This window comes from Actinoplanes sp. NPDC019969 (genome assembly GCF_055562375.1).
This window is the reverse complement of the sequence record NZ_JBVHFK010000016.1, coordinates 18705-40809: the sequence shown is the minus strand read 5'-3', so window position 1 is coordinate 40809 and position 22105 is coordinate 18705. Positions and strand designations below refer to the sequence as shown.

Genomic DNA, 22105 nt, shown 5'->3' with positions numbered 1-22105 from the left:
TTGACCCCGTCGCAGGTCCTCGCGGTCCTCGCCGAGCTGGCCCCGGCCGGCGGTGGGGACCGCGGGCTCGACGTGACCCGGGGCGGGCAGCCGCTGGTCTGGCTCGACGACGCGGAGAAGGCGCCGCGCCGGGCCGAGACCGACCGGCTGGCCGCCCTCGACGCGCTGCACCGCGAGGAACGGATCCTGTACCGGGGCTGGGGTTTCCTGGCCGGGAGCAGCGCCGACTCCCGGAAGGTGCGGGCCCCGCTGCTGAGCCAGCCGGTCCGCCTGGAACGCGCCCTCACCGGCTACCGGATCGTCCCCGCCGGTGACGTGGAGATCACCCCGCTGGTCGAGGACCGGGATCTGGCCGCGGCGTTCGAGGCCGCGCCCGGCCTGGCCACGCCGGGCTGGCTGACGGCGCTCGGCACCCGCGCGTGGCTGACCTCGGTCGCCGAAGCCACCGGGATGACGATCGACGCGGTCACCGAATCCGGCGCCCGGCTGCCGAAGGACCGGCTCGTCCTGGTCGCGCAGGCCGGCCTGTACGTGGTCCGGGACGTCTTCGGCGGCGGCCTCCGCGACAGCCTCCTGAGCTGGGCGGGCCGCGACCTGACCGGAACCGCGCTCGCCGCCGTCTACGGCGCCGAGCCGCCGTCCGCGCCGCCCGACGACAGCGACGTGCTGTCGCCGATGCCGCTCAGCGCCGCGCAGGAACGGGTGGTGACCCGGGCCCGGACCGCGCCGGTCACCGTGGTGTCCGGGCCGCCCGGCAACGGCAAGAGCCACACCGTCGTCGCGGCGGCTCTGGAGGTCGTCCACCGCGGCGGTTCGGTGCTGATCGCCACCCAGTCGCCGCACGCCGCCGAGGTCCTCGCCGCGCTGCTCGCCCGCCATCCCGGGCCGCGGCCGGTCCTGTTCGGCGACGGCCTGGCCGCCGATCTCGCGGCGGGCGCCGAGGAGGGCGCCGGCTCGCGGCAGTTGCGCGCCGACCGGCAGGCCGTCGATCAGGCCCTTGCGGTGGTACGGGCGGCGCGCGCCGAACTACGCCGGCGCCTGCGGGCACTGGAGTCGGCGGAACGGCTCGACGCGTTCGAGCCGTTGCTGGCAGGGCTGGCCGCCGACGTGCCGGGCGCCTTCTCCACCGACACCGACCCTACCGCGACCCTCCACATACTGGCCGGCTCGCCGTTCCCGCGTGCGGAGTTCGGCCGCTATCCGCGCCCCGAATCCACACCCAGCCCGCGTGTGGAGTTCGGCCGCTATCCGCACCCGGAATCCACACCCAACCCGCGTGTGGAGTTCGGCCGCTATCCGCACCCGGAATCCACACACGGGGTGGGGCCTTGGAACGGCGGCGGTGCCGGGGACCAGGACGCGGACGGTGGGCGGGACGAGCCCGCCGAGGGCGGCGAGCGCGGTGGATGGTGGCAGCGGTGGCGGGCCGGGCGGGAGCGGAAACGGGCTCTGCGTGAACTGGGGGCGCGTCCGGGCGTACCCATGGAAAGGATCCTGGAAGCTCTCGAGGCGGCGATCGCGCAGCGGGCCGCCGCACAGCTCGCGGTGACCGGCGGCGGGGATCCCGGGCCGGCGTGGACCGCGCTGCACGACGCCGAAGCCGCCCTGCGGGACGCCGTCGGGACCGCGATGCGGCACGCCGTCCGCAGTCGGAAGCGCTGGGACGGTGACGCGCGCCGGGCCGCGTCCGCGCTGGCCACCGCCCTGCGCGCGGGCCGCAACCGGCGCCGGGAGCTGCTCGCCCGCACCCCCGCGCCGCCGCTGGTACGGGCGCTGCCGCTGTGGATCGGCACGGTCGCCGACGTGGAGGACCTGCTGCCCGCCGCGCCCGGGATGTTCGACCTGGTGGTGATCGACGAGGCGTCGCACGTGGACCAGATCCGGGCGGCGCCGGTGCTGGCCCGGGCGCGGCGGGCGCTGATCGTCGGGGATCCGCGGCAGCTGCGGTTCGTGTCGTTCGTCAGCGACGCCGGGGTGAGTGAGGTCCTGCACCGGCACGGCGCCGACGACCGCCTCGACGTCCGCCGGGTCAGCACGTTCGACCTGGCCAACGCGTCGGCGCCGGCGACCTGGCTGACCGAGCACTACCGCGGCGTGCCGCACCTGATCGGGTTCTCGGCGCGACGGTTCTACGACGGCCGGATCGCGGCCACCACCCGTACCCCGGCCACCGACGCCGAGGACGCGATCGACGTGGTCACGGTCGAGGGCGCCGAGGTCCGGGACGGTGTCAACGCGGCCGAGGTGACCGTCGCCGTGGAGACCGTGGAGAAGCTCGCCGCTGCCGGGTTCCGCAGCATCGGGGTGATCACCCCGTTCCGGGCGCAGGCCGAAGCGCTGGAGAGAGCCCTGGTCGCGGCGTTCCCGGTGGAACGGATCGAGGAGCTGGGCCTGCGGGTCGGCACCGTGCACGCCTTCCAGGGCAGCGAGGCCGACGCGGTCGTGGCGTCCCTGGGCCTGGTGGACTCGGACACCGCGGGCCGACGCCGCTTCGTCACCGACCCGCAACTGTTCAACGTGATGATCACCCGTGCCCGGCGGCGGATGGTCGTCCTGAGTTCCCTCACATCCACCGGCGGCATGCTCGGCGACTACCTCACCTACGCGTCCGCCCCGGCCCCGATCACCGCACCCCGCGCGGACGCGGACGGATGGGCGGGCCGGCTCGCCGTCGAACTCGGCCGTCTCGGCGTCGAGGCCCGCCCCGGATACGCTGTCGGCCCGTGGCGGCTCGACCTGTGTGCCGGGCCCGCCTCGTCCGCGGTCGGCGTGCTGTGCCGGGTTCATCCCGGCGGCCCGGACGCCCACCTGGCCCGCCAGGCTCTCCTGCACCGCGCCGGCTGGGCCCTGATCGACGCGTTCCCGAGCCGCTGGAACGGCGATCCCCGCCGCGCCGCCCTGGAGATCGCCGCCCTGTTCCCGGTGTGACGACGACACCGCTGCACGCCGTCGTTCTCGCTCCTCCCGGGCAGGCTTGACTCTCACCCTGGGCCAAGGTCGAGGCTTGGTGGGCATCGCCGGAGAGAGGTCTTGTCATGATCATCGAACGAGTGGCCTTCCCGGGTGGGCGGCATTGTGAGACCACGGCGGCCGGGGCGTTGCTGCGGCACGATGGCCTCGATCTGTCCGAGGCGATGCTGTTCGGCCTGGGCGAGGGGCTCGGCTTCGTCTATTGGGACGCCAGGAGCATGGACGTGCCGTTCCTGGGCGGCCGCAGCAAGCCGGGCATGATCGTCCGCACTCTCGCCGACCGGCTCGGCCTCGCCCTCGATGTCCGCGAGACCGGGTCCCCCGCCAAGGCCTGGCGCGACGTCGCCACGGAGATCTCGGCAGGCCGCCCGGTCGGCCTGCAGCTGGACTCCTATCACCTGGAGTATTTCTCGTCGAAGGCGCATTTCGGCGGTCACGTCGTGGCGATGTACGGCTACGACGACACCGACGCCCATCTGATCGACACCGCGCAGCAGGGCGGCCTTGTCCGCACCTCGTTGACGAGCTTGGCGCAGGCCCGCGCCGCGAGAGGCCCGATGACGGCGCGGCACCTCTCCTTCACCCTCACGGTCCCCACCGGCGTCCCGGACCTCAGCGACGTGATCCGGACGGCGGTGCGCGGCAACACACAGACGTTCCTCGGCCCGCCGATCGCCAACCTCGGCCACCGGGGCATCGCCACGGCCGCCCAACGGATCGTGACCTGGCTTGACCGGGCCGCAGACCCGGCACGGGACCTGCCGGCCACCGCGATGCTGATGGAGCGTGGAGGCACGGGCGGCGCCCTGTTCCGCAACCTGTACCGGGATTTTCTCGCCGAGTGCCTGACCATCGTCGATGACGGGCACCTCCGCGACGCCCACCGGATGTACGCCGCGATCGCCCCGCTGTGGACCGACGTCGCCACCCTGATCGAATCCGCCGGCCGGAGCGGCCGCCGGGAGCCTCTCCTTCAGGCGTCAGCGCTGCTCACCGAGCTCGCCGCCCGGGAGCACAAGGCGATGCGGACCCTGGCTGCTTTCGCCGGCGGGTGATCACGCCGCGGGGCTCGATCACCGGAACAGACGTCAGCGCGCACAGCGCCCTCGGCCTTTCCCGAACCCTCGTCTTCGCTACGGAACTCGTCGGCGCCGCACGGTTCGCCGTGACGGACGGTGGCCGACGACTCACCGTAACCTGACGATGACCGGCGGCTCAGCGCCGCGGGAACGGCCGCGACCGATGGCTGCGCCGATGCTCCCTCTCGGCGAACCGGCCCTCGGCGGACAGCGAGCCGGTCCTGGTCCAGCGGGCCTCGGAGGCTGCGGACGCCCCTCGGGGACGAGCCACCGCGACTCGTGAAGTCGGCATCCCGGAATCCCACCTCCGGCGAAACCGGTTGTCAGCGATGATCTCGACGGCGAAGGTTCCGCCGCCGCAGCAGCCGACGTCCCGGCCGGTCGTCACCGGGAAGATCGACGAGGAAGGTGAAATCCCGGCCGGTGGCCACCTCGCCGGTGGACGCCGAGACGCCCGGACGATGCTGCTCGCTCCCCTGACGGCCTCGTCGGCGACGGTGTTCACATGGCTCCTCGCCGTGGTGTGACCGTCCCCGGGCGCCGGCCTGAGCCGACCCCGGCGGTCAGTACACCAGGGGCACCGTGAGCGGCTCGTGCTGCATGGGGACCCGGGTCTCGGCGGGCGGGGCGACGACGATCGAGCGTTCCACCGAGATGGCGTACCACAGGCAGAACATGGCGACCGTCCACACCTTGCGGGAGCGGTCGGCGCCGCCGGCCCGGTGCTCGGCGAGCAGGCCCCGGACGTATTCCAGGTCGATCAGGTCGCCGGCCTGCGAGGTGGCGAGCAGGTGGTCGACCCAGTCGCCGATCGGGCCGCGCAGCCACAGCCGGGTCGGGGTGGGGAAGCCGAGCTTGCGGGCCGACCGCACCGACTCGGGCACGATGCCCTTCATGGCCTCGCGCAGCGCGTGCTTCGTGACGTTGCTGCCGGGCGGCAGTTTCAGGTCGGTGGGCAGGCCGGCGGCGGCCGCGTACACCTGCTGGTCGAGGAACGGCACCCGCAGCTCGAGGCTGTGCGCCATCGACATCCGGTCGGCCTTGACCAGGATGTCGCCGGGCAGCCAGGTGTGCAGGTCGACGTACTGCATGGAGGCGACGTCGTCCACGTCGGCGGTCTCCGCGTACAGCGGCCCGGTGATCGCGGTGTGGGGTTGCGCGGTGAACCGCAGCACCCGCGCCTTCTCGTCCGGCTCGAAGATCCGGGCGTTGCCGTAGTACCGCTGCTCGATCGGGGTGGTGCCGCGCTCCAGGAACGAGCGGCCCTTGACCCCCTCGGGCAGCACCTCGGCCAGGTGCTTCAGGCCGCGCTTGACGCCGGGCGGCAGCCGGTCGACCCCGGCCAGCGACAGCGGCTCCCGATAGATGGTGTAGCCGCCGAACAGCTCGTCCGAGCCCTCGCCGGACAGCACCACCGTCACGAACCGGGAGGCGGTGCGGGCCAGGAAGAACAGCGGGATCAGCGACGGGTCGGCCACCGGGTCGTCGAGCAGCTGGATGATCCGGGGCAGGTGGGTGAGCACGTCCTCGTCGGTGACGACGGTCGGGGTGAGCCGGATGCCGAGCTGGTCGGCGGTGTCCTGGGCGATCTCGATCTCCGAGTAGCCCTGGGCGGCGAACCCGGCGGTGAACGCGTGCAGGTCGGGCTTCTCCCGGGCGGCCAGCGCGGCGATCGCGGACGAGTCGACGCCGCTGGACAGGAACGTCCCGACCGGCACGTCGGCGTGCAGGTGCTTGCGGACGCTGTTGGTCAGCGCGTCCTGGATGGCCTGGTAGGCGGCCTCCGGCTGGACCCGCAACGGCCGCAGCGACGGCTTGAACCAGCGGTGCAGGCGCACGCCGCCGCCCGGGGTCCAGATCAGCCGGTGGCCCGGCGGGAGCCGCCGGATGTGCCGGTGCAGGGTGACCGGGTCGGGCACGAACTGGAAGGTCAGGTAGTGCGCGACCGACTCGGCGTCCAGCGCCGCGCCGGCCGGCGCGGCGAACGGGTCGAGGGCCTTGCGCTCGCTGGCCAGGTGCAGCCCGTCGGCGGTCTCGAGGATGTAGAGCGGCTTGATCCCGAAGGCGTCGCGGGCGGCGTGCAGGGTGCCGGTGCGGTGGTCGTAGGCGACGAACGCGAACATGCCCCGCAGCCGCGGCAGCGCCGCCTCGCCCCAGTAGTGGAAGGCCGCGGCCAGCACCTCGCTGTCACCCTCGGTCGCGAACGTCGCGTTGTGCTGGCGGATCAGCTCGGACCGCAGCTCCTGGTAGTTGTAGATCTCGCCGTTGAACACCACGGTCCACCGGCCGGCGTAGACCAGCGGCTGGACCGAGTGCTCGCGGTCGATGATGGCCAGGCGCTTGAAGCCGAACGCGTATCCGTCGCCGTACGCGATCTGCGTGTCGTCGGGGCCACGGTGGTGCAGGGTGCCCAGCGCGGCGGCGAAGGCCTCACAAAATGCGGCGTCCAGCGGGCCGGCGTCGGGCCGGCTGCTGACGAAAGCGCTCAAGCCACACATCGAAGAACCTCCTGAGGGGAAACGAGGAGGTGACCGTAGGCAGCGACCTGTGAAGAACCTGTGCGGAAGATGCCGAGAAAATGCGCGGCACGAAACCGGGACCCGATCTTCACGGGTTTCTCGCATTTCTTGGACGGGTGGACAGGCTGAGCCAGAATGCGATCCGTGACAGCCCGCATCCTGGTCGCCGACGACGATCCCAAGCACGCCCAGTTGATCCGCCTCTACCTGGAGCGCGAGGGCCATCAGGTGCTGACCGTGGGTGACGGCCGGGCCGCGCTCGAGCAGACCCGGGCCCGCCGCCCCGACCTGCTGGTGCTGGACTGGATGATGCCGGAGGTCGACGGTCTCGACGTGTGCCGGATCCTGCGCGCCGACCCGGACGAGGCCGTGGCCAACGTGGCGATCCTGCTGGTCACCGCCCGGTCCGCGGAGAACGACATGCTGCTCGGCCTGGACATCGGCGCCGACGACTACCTGAGCAAGCCGGTCAGCCCGCGCGAGCTCACCGCGCGGATCCGGGCGCTGCTGCGCCGGACCCGCGGCAACGACGCCTCCGACGTGCTGCGGGTCGGCGATCTCGAGGTGGACACACCCCGTTTCGAGGTACGGGTGAACGGCGCTCCCGTCCGGCTCACCGCCAAGGAGTTCGGCATCCTGGAGCTGCTCGCCCGGGAGCCCGGCCGGGTGTTCACCCGCGGCCAGATCCTGGACAAGACGTTCGGCTTCGAGAACGAGGTGTCCGAGCGCACCGTGGACGCCCACGTGGTCAACCTGCGCCGCAAGATCGAGTCCAACCCGGCCGACCCGCGGTACGTGCAGACCGTCTACGGCCGCGGTTACCGGATGGCCGAGCAGTGAGTTTCCGCCTGCGGATCTTCCTGCTGGTGCTGCTGGTGGCGGGTACCGCGATCGGCGCGACCGCCTGGCTGACGCTGAGTCTCACCTCCCGCGAGGTGTACCGGGTCGACCAGGCCCGCGTCACCGAGGCCCGCGCGGAGCACGAGGAGGAGATCGTCCGGGTGATCCGCCGGTTCGGCGTGGTCCACGGCCGCTGGCCCGGCGTCGACACGGTGGTGGGCGACCTCGCCGAGCGGACCGGCCTGCACATCCGTCTGGAGACCCCCGAGGGCGAGACGCTCGTCGACTCCGACAACCTGGAGCAGAAGTCGGCGGGCCCGGTGCAGCTGCAGCCGACGACCGTCACGCCGGCGCCCGCGATCGACCCGGCGACGCGGGAGTCGGCCGCCCGGATCGGCGCGGCCCGGGCCCGGGAGCCGCAGATCGTCACGCGGACCGGCGAACGGCCGATCGACGCCCGGCCGATCCGGTCCCGGCCCGACCTGCCGCTCGACCTGTTCGGCCCGTTGCCGCCGGCCGGCGACCCGGTCCACCGGGCGTACGTGCAGGTCGTGCAGTACCGCGCGGCGCTCGTGGTGGCCCGCTGCCTCGGTGACGGGCCGGCGTGGGACGCGGCGCTCGCCACCGACGAGCCGCCCTATCTGAGCAGCGAGCAGCGGGCGGCCTCACCCGAATGCGTCCGGAAGGGCACCGCCCAGGTCTCCGGGGACGGCTCCTGGCTGCGGTCGATGTGGACACGACTGGCCGACTGCGAGGGCACCGCCGAGGAGTTCACCAAGTGCCTCAGCATCAGCTTCACCCAGGCGGTGGCGAACAACGCGGCCACGCCGGTGGAGGTCTTCTTCGGGGTCGGGCAGGGCGCCGACTTCGACGCGCTGCGGCGGCCCGCGATCCTCGGCGCCGCAGCCCTGCTGCTGGCCGCCGCGGTCGGCACCGCCTGGATCGCGCGGCGGGTCAGCCGCCCGGTGCGGCTGCTCACCGGCGCCTCGCTGCAGCTGGCGTCCGGGCGCCTGGACGTGCGGGTGCCGACCCACGGGCAGGACGACCTGGCCCGGCTGTCCGGGGCGTTCAACGCCATGGCGGAGGCGCTGCAGCGCAGCGAGGAACGCCAGCGGCGGCTGATCGCCGACGTCGCCCACGAGTTGCGTACGCCGTTGTCGAACCTCCGCGGCTACCTCGAAGGCCTCGCCGACGGCGTGATCGAGCCCAGCACCGAACTGTTCGCCTCGCTGCACGAGGAGACCCTGCTGCAGCGGCGTATCCTGGACGACCTGCAGGTCCTGGCCCTGGCGGAGGCAGGCGAGCTGGGGTACACCCCGGTGCCGCTGGACCTGTCCGAGCTGACCGAGACCGCCGCGACCGTGCACCGGGCCGTCGCCCAGAACGCCGGCGTCGAGGTGGTCGTCGACGCGCCGGAGCCGGTCGAGGTGTGCGCCGACCCGGACCGGATGCGCCAGGTCCTCGGCAACCTGATGAGCAACGCGATCCGTTACACCGACGCGGGCGGCCGGGTGGAGATGCGGGTGACCCGGGACGGCCCGGACGCGGTGCTGACCGTCCGCGACACCGGCGTCGGCATGAACCCGGAGGAGGTGTCCCGGGTGTTCGACCGGTTCTGGCGCGCCGACCCGGCCCGGCAGCGGGCCACCGGCGGCTCCGGCCTGGGCCTGACCATCGTCCGCCGGATCGTCGCCGACCAGGGCGGCGACGTCACCGCGACCAGCGAGCCCGGCCTCGGCACCACCTTCACCGTCCGGCTGCCGGCCGTCACCGACATCGCCATCCTGCTCGACCGGTGAGGCGTCTCAGGCCACGTGGCGGGCCGGGCGCAACAGGGTGAGGGCGCGCAGCGCCTCGGCCCGGGAGATCGGCTGATCGTCCTCGGCCTGGACGGCGAGAGCCATCTCGATGGCCTGCCGGATCCAGGTGGTCTTGGGGACCTCGGCGGCTTTCGCGGCGGTCGCGACGGCCTCGTCCAGCTCGGCCGGCAGACGGACCGAACGCACCACCATCACCGCCGAACCAGCCGGTGGCAGCGCGCCGAGCAGCTCCCGCTCCTCCGCCGGGGTCGGCGGCGGCTCGAAGGCGAGCCCGTCCATGAACGCGGCCAGATCGTCGGGGTTTCCCGGCATCCCGGTGCTCTCGCTCATTGCGTCTCCTCCCACCGGCTGAACTCGATCAGCTCCTTGTCGGTCATCTCCCGCGCTCCGATGATCTTCCAGGTGAAGCCGGTGAGCGGGTAGACCGCGACGATCAACGGCCGGCCGGCCCGCGTGCGGCCCCACACGGTGAGGACCTCGACGCCGTTGGCGCTGGTCGCCTGCCGGGGCCAGCGGCGCTCCGCCCCGAGCACGTGACGCACCTCGGACGGCTCGATGCCGGCGAGGGCGGCCAGCGCCCAATCCTCCCACTCCCACGGCATGCGGCAAGCGTACTACGCACGTATTACGCGGCCCAGGGTCGCGCTGTGATAGAACAGGACGCCGGCCGGGCAAGGTCCGTGAGCCTCGTGCTGCGGCCTCACACCGCTGAGGGTTGGTGATCACCGCCGTTCCGGCGGATCCTGCCCGGCCGGCCCTTCCGGGCACCGATGATTTTCCGGGCCGGGGCCGGTCTGCCCACCATGGCGGTCCCCGTGGTGCTCACGATCGGCAACACCATTTCGCGTACGGACATATCCGCGCTCTGCGCCGGCCTGGCCGACCTGGTGCGCGGCCGCCCCGGCGACGTCGTGCTGTGCGACGTCGCCGGCCTGGCCGAACCCGATGTGGCGGCGGTCGAGGCGCTGGCCCGGCTACGGCTCACCGCCCGCCGCCACGGCCGGCGCCTGGTCGTCACCGGCGCCGGCCCGCGGCTGCTGCTGCTGATCGGCCTGCTCGGCCTCACCGACGTGTTACCCCAGGTGCCCGGGCTCCAGGTGGGCGGGCAACCCGAACAGCGGGAACAGCCGGGCGGTGTCGAGGAAGTTGTTGACCCCCGCGATCCGGCCGTCTGAGATCTCCAGGACGATCAGCGCCCACGGGTCGTGGCCCGCGCCGGTGAGGCTCGGCCGGTACTGACCGAACGCCGGCAGCCCGCTCGCCACCGTCGGGATCAGGCGGGACCCGCGGCAGCCGCAGCCGGTCCCGGACATCCAGGCGCTGATGTCGCCGTGCCCGCGCAACCACAGCGGGACCGGCGGCATCGACAGGGTGGCGTCCTCGTGCAGGAGTGTGGTGAGAGCGCTCAGATCGTACGACTCGAAAGCCCGCACATAGCGCGCGAGAAGCGCACGCTGATCGGAGTCCAGAGGCTGGTAGGGGTCGCCCGCCGAAGGCGTCGCGGCGGCCAGGGTGGCCCGGGCCCGTTGCAGCGCGCTGTTGACGCCGGCCACGCTGGTGTCCAGCAGCTCCGCGGTCTCCTGCGCCGACCAGGCCAGCACCTCCCGCAGGATCAGCACGGCCCGCTGCCGGGCCGGCAGGTGCTGCAGCGCGGCGACGAAGGCGAGCCGGATCGACTCACGCCCGGCGACCAGGTGCGCCGGATCGGAGCCCTCGGGCAGGACCCGCTCGTCGGGGACCGGGCCGAGCCAGATCTGCTCCGGCCGCGGCTCGCCGGGATCGGTGGCGCTGCCCGACCCGGCCGGGCCGAGGTCCATCGGGCGGACCCGGCGCTGCGCGGCGTCGGCCATGGTGAGGCAGACGTTGGTGGCGATCCGGTAGAGCCAGGATCGCAGCGACGACCGGCCCTCGAACGCGTCGTAGCCGCGCCAGGCCCGGATCATGGTCTCCTGGACGGCGTCCTCGGCCTCGAAGGCCGAGCCCATCATGCGGTAGCAGTAGCCGATCAGCTCGGGCCGGAAGCGCTCCAGCTCGGCCTCGATCGGTGGATTGGTGACGGCTTCGCTCACGTGCGGAAACCTATCGCGGAACTTTCTTCCACGGCAGCGATGAGTTCGCTCGACGACTCCGGTCTACCCGGTCGAGACCGCAACGACGAAGGAGACGACATGAGCTACGCCGAGGTCAACGGCATCAACCTCTACTACGAGACGCACGGTACGGGCCGCCCGCTGATCCTGCTCCACGGTGGTCTCGGGTCGGGTGAGATGTTCGCTCCCGAGGTGCTCGCCGCGTTCACGGCCGGCCGCCGGGTGATCCTGCCCGACCTGCAGGGCCACGGCCGGACCGCCGACACCGACCGGCCGTTCGACTTCCACGAGATGGCCCGGGACATCGCCGCGCTCATCGACCACCTGGGCCTGGACCGCCCGGACGTGGCCGGCTTCTCGATGGGCGGCGGGGTCGCCCTGCGCCTGGCGATCATCGCCCCGGAGAAGGTCGGCAAGGTCGTGTCGGCGTCGGCCGGGATCCGCCGCGACGCCACGTACCCGGAGATCCTGGAGCAGCAGGGCCAGGTGAACGCCGCCGCCGTGGAGTTCATGAAGGACACCCCGATGTACGAGCTGTACCAGCGGGTGGCCCCGCGCCCCGAGGACTTCCCCCGCCTCCTCGACAAGATCGGCGCGGCGATGGCCGTCGACTACGACCTGACCGACGAGGTCCGCGGCCTCCAGGTGCCGACCCTGATCATGGGCGCTGACGCCGACATGGTCCCGCCGAGCCACTTCGTGGAGATCTTCGCCCTCCTCGACGGCGGCCTCCGCGACGGCGGCTGGGACGGCAGCGACCGGCCCAAGGGCGGCCACGCCCTGGCCATCGTGCCCGGCACCACCCACTACAACCTGGTCGACTCGCCGCTCTTCGCGACCCTCGCGCTGGCCTTCCTCGACGCGGGCGCCGCTGCTTAGGCGCCGAGCGTGGCCAGGCGGCCGGCGGCCTCCCGCAGCACGTGGTCCTGTTTGCAGAAGGCGAACCGGACCAGGGAGGCGCCGGCCGCCTTGTTGTCGTAGAACACCATCGACGGGATCGCGACGACGCCGCAGCGGGCCGGCAGCTCCCGGCAGAAGGTGAGGCCGTCCTCGGCCAGGTGGGCGACGTCGGCGGTGATGAAGTACGTCCCGCGCGGCCGGTACACCCGGAAACCGGCGGCGGTCAGGCCGGCGGCGAGCAGGTCCCGCTTGGCGGCGAGATCGTCACGGAACCCGGTGTAGAAATCGGCGCCCAGGGTGTTCAGGGCGTCGGCGACGGCGTACTGGAACGGGCCGCCGCTGACGAACGTCAGGAACTGCTTGGCGGTACGGACGGCGTCGAGCAGTGGCGGCGCGGCCGTCACCCAGCCGATCTTCCAGCCGGTCACCGAGAACGTCTTGCCCGCCGAGCTGATCGACACCGTCCGGTCGCGCATGCCGGGCAGGGTGGCCAGCGGGATGTGCTCGGCGTCGTCGAAGACCAGATGCTCGTACACCTCGTCGGTGACCACCACCAGATCGTGCTCGATCGCGACCGCGGCGATCGCCTCCAGCTCCGCACGCGACAGCACGGCCCCGGTCGGATTGTGCGGACTGTTGATCAACAGCATCCGGGTACGCGGTGTCACCGCCCGCCGCAACGCCTCCCCGTCCAGCTCGAACCGGGGCGGGTGCAGGGTCACCGGCACCCGCCGCGCCCCGGCCATCGCGATCGTCGCGGCGTAACTGTCGTAGTACGGCTCCAGCGCGATCACCTCGTCACCGGGGTTCAGCAGCCCGAGCATGGCCGCGGCGATCGCCTCGGTGGCGCCCGCGGTGATCAGGACCTCCCGGTCCGGGTCGTAGCCGAGCCCGTAGTGCCGCCGCCGGTGCCCCGCCACCGCCTGCCGTAGCTCGGGGATCCCGGGGCCGGGCGGGTACTGGTTGCCCCGTCCGGCCCGGATCGCGTCGGCCGCCGCTCCGAGCAGGCTCGCCGGCCCGTCGGTGTCCGGAAACCCCTGCCCCAGGTTGATCGACCCGGTCGCCACCGCCAGCGCCGACATCTCCGCGAAGATCGTCGTCCCGAACCCTGCCAGCTGCCGATTCCGCACGAATCCCCCTCCAACGACAGGCGTCGCCGCGTACGTTACCGCCGCCCCACCCACCCCCGCGTAACGACTTCCGGCGATCCCTCCACCCGCGTGGTGACTTACGGCGAACCGTCCCGCCACAGATCCCCACGCAACAGCCGGCCCGCAGAGCGTGGCGACTTACGGCGAACCGTCCCACCGCGGATCCCCACGCGACAACGGGGCCGCGCGGGGTCGGGACTCGCCGTCGCGGGAGGCGCACCAGGCCGGGCACGTCGGTACCCGGCCCGTAGGCGCGATGGAGACGGGTCCACGCCACGTCGTCGCTCGACGGCGGCGGGAAGGGTCAGGAGACGTACGCGCGGAGGTGCTCGGCGGTCAGGGTGTCGGATTTGGCGACCAGGTCGGCGGGGGTGCCGGTGAAGACGACGCGGCCGCCGTCGTGTCCGGCGCCCGGGCCCAGGTCGATGATCCAGTCGGCGTGGGCCATGACGGCCAGGTGGTGTTCGATGACGACGACGGTGTTTCCGGCGTCGACGAGCCGGTCCAGCAGGGCCAGCAGTTGGTCGACGTCGGCCAGGTGCAGGCCGCTGGTCGGTTCGTCGAGCAGGTACGTGGCCACCCCGCCGCCCATGTGCACGGCCAGTTTGAGGCGCTGCCGCTCACCGCCGGAGAGGGTGTTGAGGGGCTGGCCGAGGGTGATGTAGCCGAGCCCGACCGCCGACAGCCGCTCCAGGATCGCCCGGGCCGCCTTCTCGGTGAAGAACGCGAGGGCGTCGCTGACCGGCATGGCCAGAACCTCGCTGATGTCCCGGCCGCGCAACTTGTACTCGAGGACCCGGGCGGTGAACCGTTTGCCCTCGCATTCCTCGCACACGCCGGCGACCCCGGCCATCATCGCCAGGTCGACGTAGACCAGCCCGATGCCCTTGCAGTTCGGGCAGGCCCCTTCGGAGTTGGCGCTGAACAGGGCCGCCTTGACCCCGTTGGCCTTGGCGAAGGCGGCGCGGACGGCGTCGAGCAGGCCGGTGTACGTGGCCGGGTTGCTCCGCCGGGACCCACGGATCGCGGACTGGTCGACGACGATCACCCCGTCCCGCTTCGGCAGCGAGCCGTGGATGAGCGAGCTCTTCCCCGACCCGGCCACCCCGGTGACCACGGTGAGCACCCCGGTCGGGATGTCGACGTCGACGTCCTGAAGGTTGTGCGTCCGAGCCGACCTGATCGCGATGTATCCGGTTTCGGAACGGAAAGCCGGCTTCAGCGCGACTCGATGGCCCAGGTAGCGCCCGGTGAGAGAGTCCGAAGCCCGCAAGGCGGGGACTGAGCCCTCGAACTGGATCCGGCCCCCGGCGGGACCCGCGCCCGGGCCGATGTCCACCACGTGATCGGCGATCGCGATCGTCTCCGGCTTGTGCTCGACGACCAGGACCGTGTTCCCCTTGTCCCGCAGGCGCAGCAGCAGCCCGTTCATCCGCTGGATGTCGTGCGGGTGCAGGCCGACGGTCGGTTCGTCGAACACGTACGTGATGTCGGTCAGACTGGACCCGAGGTGCCGCACCATCTTGACCCGCTGCGCCTCCCCGCCGGACAGCGTCGCCGACTCCCGGTCCAGCGACAGGTAGCCGAGCCCGATCTCGACGAGCGAGTCCAGGGTCTGCCGCAGGGTGGCGACGACCGGCCCGACCTGCGGCGCGGTGACCCCGGCCAGGAACGCGGCGAGGTCGCTGACCTGCATGGCGGAGCATTCGGCGATGTTCCGCCCGTCGATGCGGGAGGCGAGGACGGCGGGCTTGAGCCGGGTGCCGCCGCAGTCGGGGCAGGCGGCGAACGTGGCGGCCCGGTCGATGAACGCGCGGATGTGCGGCTGGACGGATTCGCGTTCCTTCGTCAGGTACATCCGCTGGACCTTGACGACCAGTCCCTCGTACGTCGTGTTGATGCCGTTGACCTTGAGCTTCATCGACGGTTTGTAGAGGAAGTCGTCGAGTTCGGCGGCGGTGAAGTCCTGGACCGGCTTGTCCGGGTCGAACAGCCCGGACTCGGCGAACCCGCGGACGTACCACCCGTCGACGCTGAAGTTCGGCACCGTGATCGCGCCCTCGTTGATCGACTTCGAGCGGTCGACCAGCTCGTCGAGGTCGAGGGTGGAGACCTTGCCGAGGCCCTCGCAGCCGGGGCACATGCCTTCGGCGTTGAACGAGTAGGCCAGCGCGCTGCCGGCGCCGGGCGTGCCGAGCCGGCTGAAGATGATCCGGAGCAGGGTGTACGCGTCCGTCGCCGTCCCGAGGGTGGACCGGGCGTTGGCGCCCATCCGCTCCTGGTCGACGACGATGGCGGCGCTGAGATTGTGCAGCGCGTCCACGTCGGGCCGGGCCGGGCTGCCCATGAAGGACTGCAGGAACGCCGAGTACGTCTCGTTGATCATGCGCTGTGACTCGGCGGCGATGGTGCCGAAGACCAGCGACGACTTGCCGGAGCCGGACACCCCGGTGAAGACCGTCAGGCGCCGTTTCGGGATGTCGAGCGAGACGTCACGGAGGTTGTTCTCCCGCGCCCCGCGGACCTGGATGACATCGTGGCTGTCTGCGATGTGAGTCACCGGGACAACCTAACGGCCATAGCGGCCGGAGGATGACCGCTATCCGGCGCGACGGCGGGCCCGCCGGGCCGCCAGCTCGTCGCCTTCCGAGGGCAGCTCGGCGACCGTGGAGCCGACCGGCTGGGCCTGCGCCGGCTCGGAGGGCAGGTGCGACAGCGAGCCCTGGATCTCCTTGAACGCGCCGCCGATCGCGATGCCGAACACGCCCTGCCCGCCCTGCAGCAGGTCGACGACCTCCTCCGGGGAGCGGCACTCGTACACCGTCGTGCCGTCGGAGATCAGGGTGATCTCGGCCAGGTCGTCGACGCCGCGCGAGCGCAGCGTGTCGATCGCGCGCCGGATGTTCTGCAGCGACACCCCGGCGTCCAGCAGTCGTTTGACCACCTTGAGGACGACCAGGTCCCGGAACGAGTAGAGCCGCTGGGTGCCGGAGCCGGAGGCGTCCCGGACGCTCGGCACGACGAGCGTGGTCCGGGCCCAGTAGTCGAGCTGGCGGTAGCTGATCCCGACCGCCTGACAAGCGGTGACGCCGCGATAACCGACCTCGCCGTCCTCGCCGACGAGTGGGCCTTCAAGAGGTTGCTCGTGCACGCGACTACCTCCCCGCGCCCATGATCAAAAACTGGGCGGTGTGCCGGTTCACCTGGACTTCACGAGCGTATATCTCAACCGAGGCCGAAACATGGAGGTAACCGCTCGACACGCCGCGTTCGGACCACCGGCGAACATAGATCAACCGGCGAAGTCCTCCGGGCGGACCTGATCGAGGAACTCGCGGAACTTCTCCACCTCGTCCTCCTGCTCGTCGGGGATGACGATACCGGCCTCGGTGAGGACCTGCTCGGCACAACGGATCGGCGCGCCGACCCGCAGGGCCAGCGCGATCGAGTCGCTCGGCCGCGCCGACACCCGCAGGTTGTCACCGATCAGCAGGTCGGCGTAGAAGACGTTGTCCTTCAGCTCGGTGATCTCGACGGCCTTGAGCGGCGCCTTGAGCGCCGCCAGGATGTCGCGGAGCAGGTCGTGCGTCAGCGGCCGGGCCGGCTTGACGCCCTGCTGCTCGTAGGCGATCGCGGTCGCCTCGACCGCCCCGATCCAGATCGGCAGGTAACGGTCGCCGTCGACCTCCCGCAGCAACACGATCGGCTGGTTACTGGGCAGCTCCACCCGGACCCCGACCACGCTCAGCTCGCGCACCGCCCGCCTCCGTGTCGTCGTTTCGTTCGGTACGACTGATTTGCATGCCGCCCTTACCCAGCACGTTACACGCACATCGTGGCTGCCCGATCCGGGCGGCGACGCGTTTCAGCGACCCAGTTCACCGCGGAGGCCCGACCGGACCAGGGCCGCGTGCAGCCGCTGGGAGAGCGCCTGCAGCTCACGGGCGGTCTCGACCGCACGCGCCCGGGCCGCCGGGTCCTGCTGGCGGGCCAGCGGCGCGAGGAGCTGTGTGAACAGGCCCACCTCACGATCCGCGGCGTTGCGGAAGGCCCGCAGGTGACGCGCCTCCAGACCGTACTGGGTGAGACCCACCACGGCCTCGACGATGATCACCTGGTCGGCGTCGTACCAGCCGGGCGGGCGGGCGACGACCAGGCCGATCTGCTCCAGCTCGGCCAGCAGCGCCTCGTCCACCCCGGTGCGTTCCACCAGGTCGGCCTTGGGGATGCGGGTGTCGGCCGGGTCCTTGGCCTGCTGCGTGCCCACCGCGACGAGGGTGGGGCGCTGCGGGACCACCGGCTCCTTCTCCATCCGGTCCAGCTGCTCCCGGATGACCCGCAAGGGGAGGTACTGGTCGCGCTGGGCGGTCAGCACGAACCGCAGCCGGGCCACGTCGTTCCACGAGTACTTGCGGTACCCGGAGGCGGTGCGCTGCGGATCGACCAGCCCCTCCGCCTCCAGGAACCGCAATTTCGAGATCGTCGTGTCGGGGAACTCGGTGCGCAGGTGGGCCAGCACCTCCCCGATGCTCATCAGCGCACCTTCACGACCGTCCTGAGGGCGCGAAGCCCCCGGGTCACGCGCGGCCGCCCCCGACGGAGTCACGCCCGGCCCTCGCCCTCCGGCCGCGGACCGGCGATGAACACCAGACGGAACTTGCCGATCTGGACCTCGTCGCCATTGCTGAGCGTCGCGGCTTCAACCCTTTCCCGGTTCACATACGTACCGTTGAGCGAGCCGACGTCGCGGACGGTGAAGAAGCCGCCGTCCCGGTGGAACTCGGCGTGGCGGCGCGACACCGTCACGTCGTCGAGGAAGATGTCACTGTCCGGGTGCCGGCCGCTGGTCGTCACGTCGTGATCGAGGAGGAAGCGGGCGCCGGCGTTCGGCCCGCGCCGAACCACCAGCAGAGCCATCCCAGGGGGGAGAGAACCGGCCATCCGGCTCGGAACCACGTCCGTCTCGGGTCCCTCGAGCACCTCGTCAAGGGCGCCAAGGTTCAGCGTGGACGTGACGTCGAGCGGGGGGAACTCGTCGTCTGGGCGCGTCATGGACCACCTCACGGATCACAGTTGGTCGTCGCCTTCGGCGGTGAGGCAGCGACGTTGCGGCCCCGCCAGAGCCATAAGGCCCGAACGCACGACTATCGGTTTCAAAGGAATGACAGTTCTTCGTGTGCTCCGCGAGCCTAGTCAGCGCCAATATCGCTGAGCAACCGGACTCGCGGAGATTTGAATGGCTGACATTTGCCGGAGGGCATGAATCCTCCGGGCAAGTGTCAGCTTTCGGTGAGTGCCCGGTACCCCGCCGCGTCGAGCAGCGCCGGCACCGCGGCCGGATCCTCCGGCGCGATCTCCACCAGCCAGCCGGCCGCGTACGGCTCGCTGTTGATGATTTCCGGCGTATCGGTGAGGGTCGCGTTCTTCGCCACCACCGTGCCGGCGATCGGCGCGTAGATCTCCGAGACGCTCTTGGTCGACTCGATCTCGCCGAGCGAGTCGCCGGCCTGCACCACCGTGCCCTCGTCACGCAGGTCCACGTAGACGATGTCGCCCAGCGCGTCCTGCGCGAAATGGGTGATGCCCACTCGCACGGGACCGCTGCCGTCGCCGGACACCCACTCGTGTTCCGCGGTGTACCGCAGATCCTCAGGAATCAACGCTGCCTCCGTAAATCACGAAACCGGACTCGCGTATCGCAAGGCTGCCGCCTTCCGCACCGCGGTCACTTCGACCAGGGAACGCGAGTCCATGGTCACGCTACCGCCGTCACTCTTCGCCGACGCCACCACCCCGCCCGGGATCTGCAGCGCCGTGCTCATCGTGCCGGGCGGGCCGATCACCAGAAGGTGCAGCGGACCCGTCAATTGTTCACCGTCAGCGATGATGCCGCCACCGGACGCAGCCACGAAGAAGCTCGACGCGACGACCCGCACCGAGGCCCCGTTCGCGCCGTTGAGCTGCATCACCTCACCGCCGGCCCCGCGCAGCTCCTGCACCGCGTTGAGCACGTCGGCGGCCTTCACGTTGCTGAGCGTGATGTCGAGGCCGGGTCCGCGGCCCGGCACCGTGCCGGCCAGCAAGCCCAGCTCACGGCTGCGCTTCTCGGCCTCGGCCAGCGCCGCCTCCCGGCCGCCGACCTCCGAGTTGAGCTGCTGTTTGCTCTGTTCCAGGGCCTGGATCTCGGCCAGCAGGCGGCTGTCCTGGGCCTCCAGGTCGCTCAGGATCCGGACCAGGTCCTCCTGCCGCGCGGCCGACAGCCCGTCGTCGGCGTCGTTGCTGCGCAGCTGCACGACCAGGGTGAACCCGAGCAGCGCGAGCAGCACCCAGATCAGCGTCCCGGCGGGCGCGGGCCGGCGGGACCCGCGACCAAGATCACTTGTGGCGGGCGCCGCACCGGAAATCGACGGATCGGGTGACGGCGGCGCGGTGGCCGGGGCGCCTTCCGGCGCTTCCGGATCTTTCAACCCCTGCGGTGGTACGCCCGGAGCAGCGTCCCCGAGAACCGGGGCTGCCGTCACGTCCTCTTCCGGCGAGACGGGCGCGCGATCGACCGTACCCCCCGCCGTGTGGGCTTGATCTTCCGCAGCCCCGGACTGGCCCGTCGCCCGGCCGGTGTCGTCAGTCATCGAGTCCCTGTTTTCCGCTATGCCCGGAAGAGATGACGCCGGATCGCCGCGACATTACCGAAGATCCGCACGCCGAGCACGACCACGACGCCGGTGGAGAGCTGGCCGCCGACGCCGAGCTGGTCGCCGACGTAGACGATCAAGCCGGAGACCAGCACGTTCGAGATGAAGGACACCACGAACTGCTTGTCGTCGAAGATGCCGTCCAGCTTGGCGCGCACCCCGCCGAACACCGCGTCCAGCGCCGCGACCACCGCGATCGGCAGATAGGGCACCAGTTCCGGCGGCACGGCGGGTTCGAACACGATGCCCAGCAGGACACCGGCGAGCAGGGCGAGTACGGCGATCATCGGCCGCCTTCCGTCACTTTCGACTGGGGGGTCCCGGCGGGCACGCTGCCGGGCGCCGGACTGGACACCGAACCGGACGGCTCGGGCGCGATGCTCGGCACGGCGGACCGCAGCTTCAGCTCGGTGGCCGCCTCGAGGGTCAGATCGTCGGCCTCGGCCGCCTCGAAGGAGATCCCGAACCTGTTCGACAGCAGCGTGAAGAACTCCCCGGCCACCCCCTTGCGGAAGTCCTCGGCCAGTTTGTCCGGGCCGATCGCCACGATCTCGTACGGCGATGCCACCGGCCGGATGTCGACCAGGATCGCCTCACCGGCCTGCCGGATCCGCGACGTCGCGGTCAGCCGCTGCCCGTTGATCATGATGGCTTCGGCGCCGTGCTGCCACAGCGCGTTCGTCGCCAGCTGCAGATCGATGTCCTTGACCCGGGCGTCGCTGCTGCGCTGACCGGTCACCGGGTCCACCGGGGCCGGGCCGTCGCCCACGGTGATCCGGGCGCCGGAACCGCGGACCCGGGCCATCCCGGTGACCGCCTCCAGCTCGCGCAGCCGCCGCACCGCCGCGTCACCGAGCTCGCTGTCCCGCAGCGCCGCCACCTCGTCGGCCAGCTGATCGGCCTGCCGCTGCAGCCGCTCGGTCTCGGTCCGCCGGTTCTCCACCTGGGCGACCAGCGTCTCCCGGGCCTTCGTGCGGGCCGGCTCCTCGGCGACCGTCTGCCGGTACGCCACCACCAGCAGGAACCCGATCAGCGCCAGGGTCAGCGCCGCCGACACGCCGGCCGCGCCGCGCCGCACCCCGGTCCGCGGGCCCTCGGTGGCCCGGCGGGCGGCGGCGTCGGCGTACCCGGGGTCGAGCGGGTCCTGGAAGAGCGCGGTCAGGAAGTCCGGTCCGTACGTCCGTTTGCCCTTGGCCGCGCCGTCCGGGTCCGGTGGGCCCACCGGCAGCCCGACAGCGGCCAGCCCGTCGGTGCCCGCCTGCCACGACGGCTGGCGTCTCGCGCTGTCCCCGCCGGTCACGTCGGCTGCTCGTCATGGTCGGCGCGCAGCACCCGCGCCGCCTGGACGACGTAGAGCAGGCAGGCGCACCAGTACAGCCCGAGCGCCCACCAGGTCAGACCCCAGGCGACCGGGCCCATCCACCACTCGATCGACGGCACCGCCTCGGCCAGCAGGATCAGCGGGAACGAGCCGAGCAGCAGGAACGTGCCGGTCTTGCCGACGTAGTGCACCGGCGGCGGGCCGAACCCGTGCCGGCGCAGGATCACCAGCACCACGCCGAGCACCGCCTCCCGGGCCACCAGCGCCGCGAGCAGCCACAGCGGGATCACCTCGCGCACGGTGAACGCGATCAGGGTCGCCACGATGTAGAGCCGGTCCGCGAACGGGTCCAGAAGCTCACCGAGGCGGCTCACCGAGTTCATCCGGCGGGCGACGTAGCCGTCGACCCAGTCGGTGGAGCCACCGATCATCAGGACGATCACCGCGGCGATGTCCTTCTCCAGGCCGAGGAACAGGTAGAGGAAGAGCGGCACGCCCAGCAGGCGCAGGAAGCTGATCGCGTTGGGCAGGGTCCAGATCCGGTTCGAGGTCTCGATGGACGGCGCAGGCTGCTGCGACATCGCGACTTCCTCTCCCCCTCGGCCGAGGCCCCCGCCCGGCTCGTGCGTGCGCCGGGGGCGGGGTCACCGCCCGGATCGGCGGCGGCTGTCCATGTTCGTCCCGGTCACTCGCCGAGCAACTATAACCAGCCGCATCCTCCCA

At 71.8% G+C, this 22105-nt stretch carries 22 protein-coding genes; 7 read left to right on the top strand and 15 right to left on the bottom strand.

What is annotated here, in order from left to right; all coding sequences use genetic code 11:
* From ACZ3II_RS37495 to ACZ3II_RS37485, 3 genes are all read left to right on the top strand, one after another.
* On the top strand, window positions 1-2928 hold the full coding sequence (locus ACZ3II_RS37495; protein ID WP_465524446.1) for a DEAD/DEAH box helicase: 2928 nt from the start codon (window positions 1-3) through the stop codon (window positions 2926-2928).
* Between the two features lie 107 nt (window positions 2929-3035).
* A complete protein-coding gene (locus ACZ3II_RS37490; RefSeq protein WP_465524444.1) occupies window positions 3036-4025 on the top strand; it encodes a BtrH N-terminal domain-containing protein in 990 nt (329 codons plus the stop codon).
* Window positions 4026-4378: 353 nt separating this feature from the next.
* A complete protein-coding gene (locus ACZ3II_RS37485; protein ID WP_465524442.1) occupies window positions 4379-4576 on the top strand; it encodes a hypothetical protein in 198 nt (65 codons plus the stop codon).
* A gap of 36 nt (window positions 4577-4612) precedes the next feature.
* Here the strand turns inward: ACZ3II_RS37485 and asnB are convergent, their stop codons facing one another.
* Window positions 4613-6538: an asparagine synthase (glutamine-hydrolyzing) gene (gene asnB, locus ACZ3II_RS37480; RefSeq protein ID WP_465524440.1), complete on the bottom strand. Its 1926-nt coding sequence runs from the start codon at window positions 6536-6538 to the stop codon at window positions 4613-4615.
* A gap of 165 nt (window positions 6539-6703) precedes the next feature.
* Between asnB and ACZ3II_RS37475 the strand changes: the two genes are divergently transcribed.
* Both ACZ3II_RS37475 and ACZ3II_RS37470 read left to right on the top strand, forming a co-directional pair.
* Window positions 6704-7408 carry a response regulator transcription factor gene (locus tag ACZ3II_RS37475; protein ID WP_465524438.1) on the top strand — a complete coding sequence of 235 codons (705 nt, stop codon included), beginning with the start codon at window positions 6704-6706 and terminating at the stop codon, window positions 7406-7408.
* Window positions 7405-9207, top strand: a complete 1803-nt coding sequence (locus ACZ3II_RS37470) for a sensor histidine kinase (RefSeq protein ID WP_465524436.1) — start codon at window positions 7405-7407, stop codon at window positions 9205-9207. The genes ACZ3II_RS37475 and ACZ3II_RS37470 overlap by 4 nt, the downstream gene beginning before the upstream one ends.
* 6 nt (window positions 9208-9213) lie before the next feature.
* Here ACZ3II_RS37470 and ACZ3II_RS37465 read toward each other — a convergent pair whose 3' ends face one another.
* Window positions 9214-9558, bottom strand: a complete 345-nt coding sequence (locus tag ACZ3II_RS37465; protein WP_465524434.1) for a hypothetical protein — start codon at window positions 9556-9558, stop codon at window positions 9214-9216.
* The gene (locus ACZ3II_RS37460; protein ID WP_465524432.1) at window positions 9555-9830 is read right to left on the bottom strand and encodes a hypothetical protein; all 276 of its coding nucleotides are present in this window, start codon (window positions 9828-9830) and stop codon (window positions 9555-9557) included. The genes ACZ3II_RS37465 and ACZ3II_RS37460 overlap by 4 nt, the downstream gene beginning before the upstream one ends.
* A gap of 201 nt (window positions 9831-10031) precedes the next feature.
* Here ACZ3II_RS37460 and ACZ3II_RS37455 point away from each other — a divergent pair, with 201 nt between their 5' ends.
* On the top strand, window positions 10032-10403 hold the full coding sequence (locus ACZ3II_RS37455; protein WP_465524430.1) for an STAS domain-containing protein: 372 nt from the start codon (window positions 10032-10034) through the stop codon (window positions 10401-10403).
* Here ACZ3II_RS37455 and ACZ3II_RS37450 read toward each other — a convergent pair.
* On the bottom strand, window positions 10302-11297 hold the full coding sequence (locus tag ACZ3II_RS37450) for a sigma-70 family RNA polymerase sigma factor (RefSeq protein ID WP_465524428.1): 996 nt from the start codon (window positions 11295-11297) through the stop codon (window positions 10302-10304). The two genes, ACZ3II_RS37455 and ACZ3II_RS37450, sit on opposite strands and share 102 nt — an antisense overlap.
* 99 nt (window positions 11298-11396) lie before the next feature.
* On the opposite strand from ACZ3II_RS37450, the gene ACZ3II_RS37445 reads away from it, so the two are divergent.
* The gene (locus ACZ3II_RS37445; RefSeq protein WP_465524426.1) at window positions 11397-12197 is read left to right on the top strand and encodes an alpha/beta fold hydrolase; all 801 of its coding nucleotides are present in this window, start codon (window positions 11397-11399) and stop codon (window positions 12195-12197) included.
* On the opposite strand, the gene ACZ3II_RS37440 is transcribed toward ACZ3II_RS37445, so the two are convergent.
* The 11 genes from ACZ3II_RS37440 to ACZ3II_RS37390 all read right to left on the bottom strand — a co-directional run bounded on the left by ACZ3II_RS37440 (window position 12194) and on the right by ACZ3II_RS37390 (window position 21963).
* The gene (locus ACZ3II_RS37440; protein ID WP_465524617.1) at window positions 12194-13333 is read right to left on the bottom strand and encodes a pyridoxal phosphate-dependent aminotransferase; all 1140 of its coding nucleotides are present in this window, start codon (window positions 13331-13333) and stop codon (window positions 12194-12196) included. The two genes, ACZ3II_RS37445 and ACZ3II_RS37440, sit on opposite strands and share 4 nt — an antisense overlap.
* Before the next feature lie 340 nt (window positions 13334-13673).
* Window positions 13674-15929 (bottom strand): ATP-binding cassette domain-containing protein, encoded by a 2256-nt coding sequence (locus ACZ3II_RS37435; RefSeq protein ID WP_465524424.1) that lies wholly within the window; start codon window positions 15927-15929, stop codon window positions 13674-13676.
* Window positions 15930-15968: 39 nt separating this feature from the next.
* Window positions 15969-16520: a MerR family transcriptional regulator gene (locus ACZ3II_RS37430; RefSeq protein WP_465524422.1), complete on the bottom strand. Its 552-nt coding sequence runs from the start codon at window positions 16518-16520 to the stop codon at window positions 15969-15971.
* 141 nt (window positions 16521-16661) lie between these two features.
* Window positions 16662-17126, bottom strand: coding sequence for a bifunctional nuclease family protein (locus ACZ3II_RS37425; protein ID WP_043532252.1), 465 nt, complete (start codon window positions 17124-17126; stop codon window positions 16662-16664).
* A 108-nt stretch (window positions 17127-17234) separates the two neighbouring features.
* Window positions 17235-17903 carry a transcriptional regulator FtsR gene (ftsR, locus tag ACZ3II_RS37420; protein WP_465524417.1) on the bottom strand — a complete coding sequence of 223 codons (669 nt, stop codon included), beginning with the start codon at window positions 17901-17903 and terminating at the stop codon, window positions 17235-17237.
* A gap of 68 nt (window positions 17904-17971) precedes the next feature.
* Window positions 17972-18421 (bottom strand): oxoglutarate dehydrogenase inhibitor Odhl, encoded by a 450-nt coding sequence (gene odhI / locus ACZ3II_RS37415; RefSeq protein WP_465524415.1) that lies wholly within the window; start codon window positions 18419-18421, stop codon window positions 17972-17974.
* Between the two features lie 227 nt (window positions 18422-18648).
* Window positions 18649-19029 carry a glycine cleavage system protein GcvH gene (gcvH, locus tag ACZ3II_RS37410; protein ID WP_465524413.1) on the bottom strand — a complete coding sequence of 127 codons (381 nt, stop codon included), beginning with the start codon at window positions 19027-19029 and terminating at the stop codon, window positions 18649-18651.
* 15 nt (window positions 19030-19044) lie between these two features.
* Window positions 19045-19836 carry a DUF881 domain-containing protein gene (locus ACZ3II_RS37405; protein ID WP_465524411.1) on the bottom strand — a complete coding sequence of 264 codons (792 nt, stop codon included), beginning with the start codon at window positions 19834-19836 and terminating at the stop codon, window positions 19045-19047.
* 179 nt (window positions 19837-20015) lie between these two features.
* On the bottom strand, window positions 20016-20348 hold the full coding sequence (locus tag ACZ3II_RS37400; RefSeq protein ID WP_043532243.1) for a small basic family protein: 333 nt from the start codon (window positions 20346-20348) through the stop codon (window positions 20016-20018).
* Complete coding sequence (locus tag ACZ3II_RS37395) at window positions 20345-21361, bottom strand: DUF881 domain-containing protein (protein WP_465524409.1); 1017 nt, start codon at window positions 21359-21361, stop codon at window positions 20345-20347. The genes ACZ3II_RS37400 and ACZ3II_RS37395 overlap by 4 nt, the downstream gene beginning before the upstream one ends.
* Window positions 21358-21963 (bottom strand): CDP-alcohol phosphatidyltransferase family protein, encoded by a 606-nt coding sequence (locus tag ACZ3II_RS37390; RefSeq protein WP_465524407.1) that lies wholly within the window; start codon window positions 21961-21963, stop codon window positions 21358-21360. The genes ACZ3II_RS37395 and ACZ3II_RS37390 overlap by 4 nt, the downstream gene beginning before the upstream one ends.
* Between the last annotated feature and the right edge of the window lie 142 nt (window positions 21964-22105).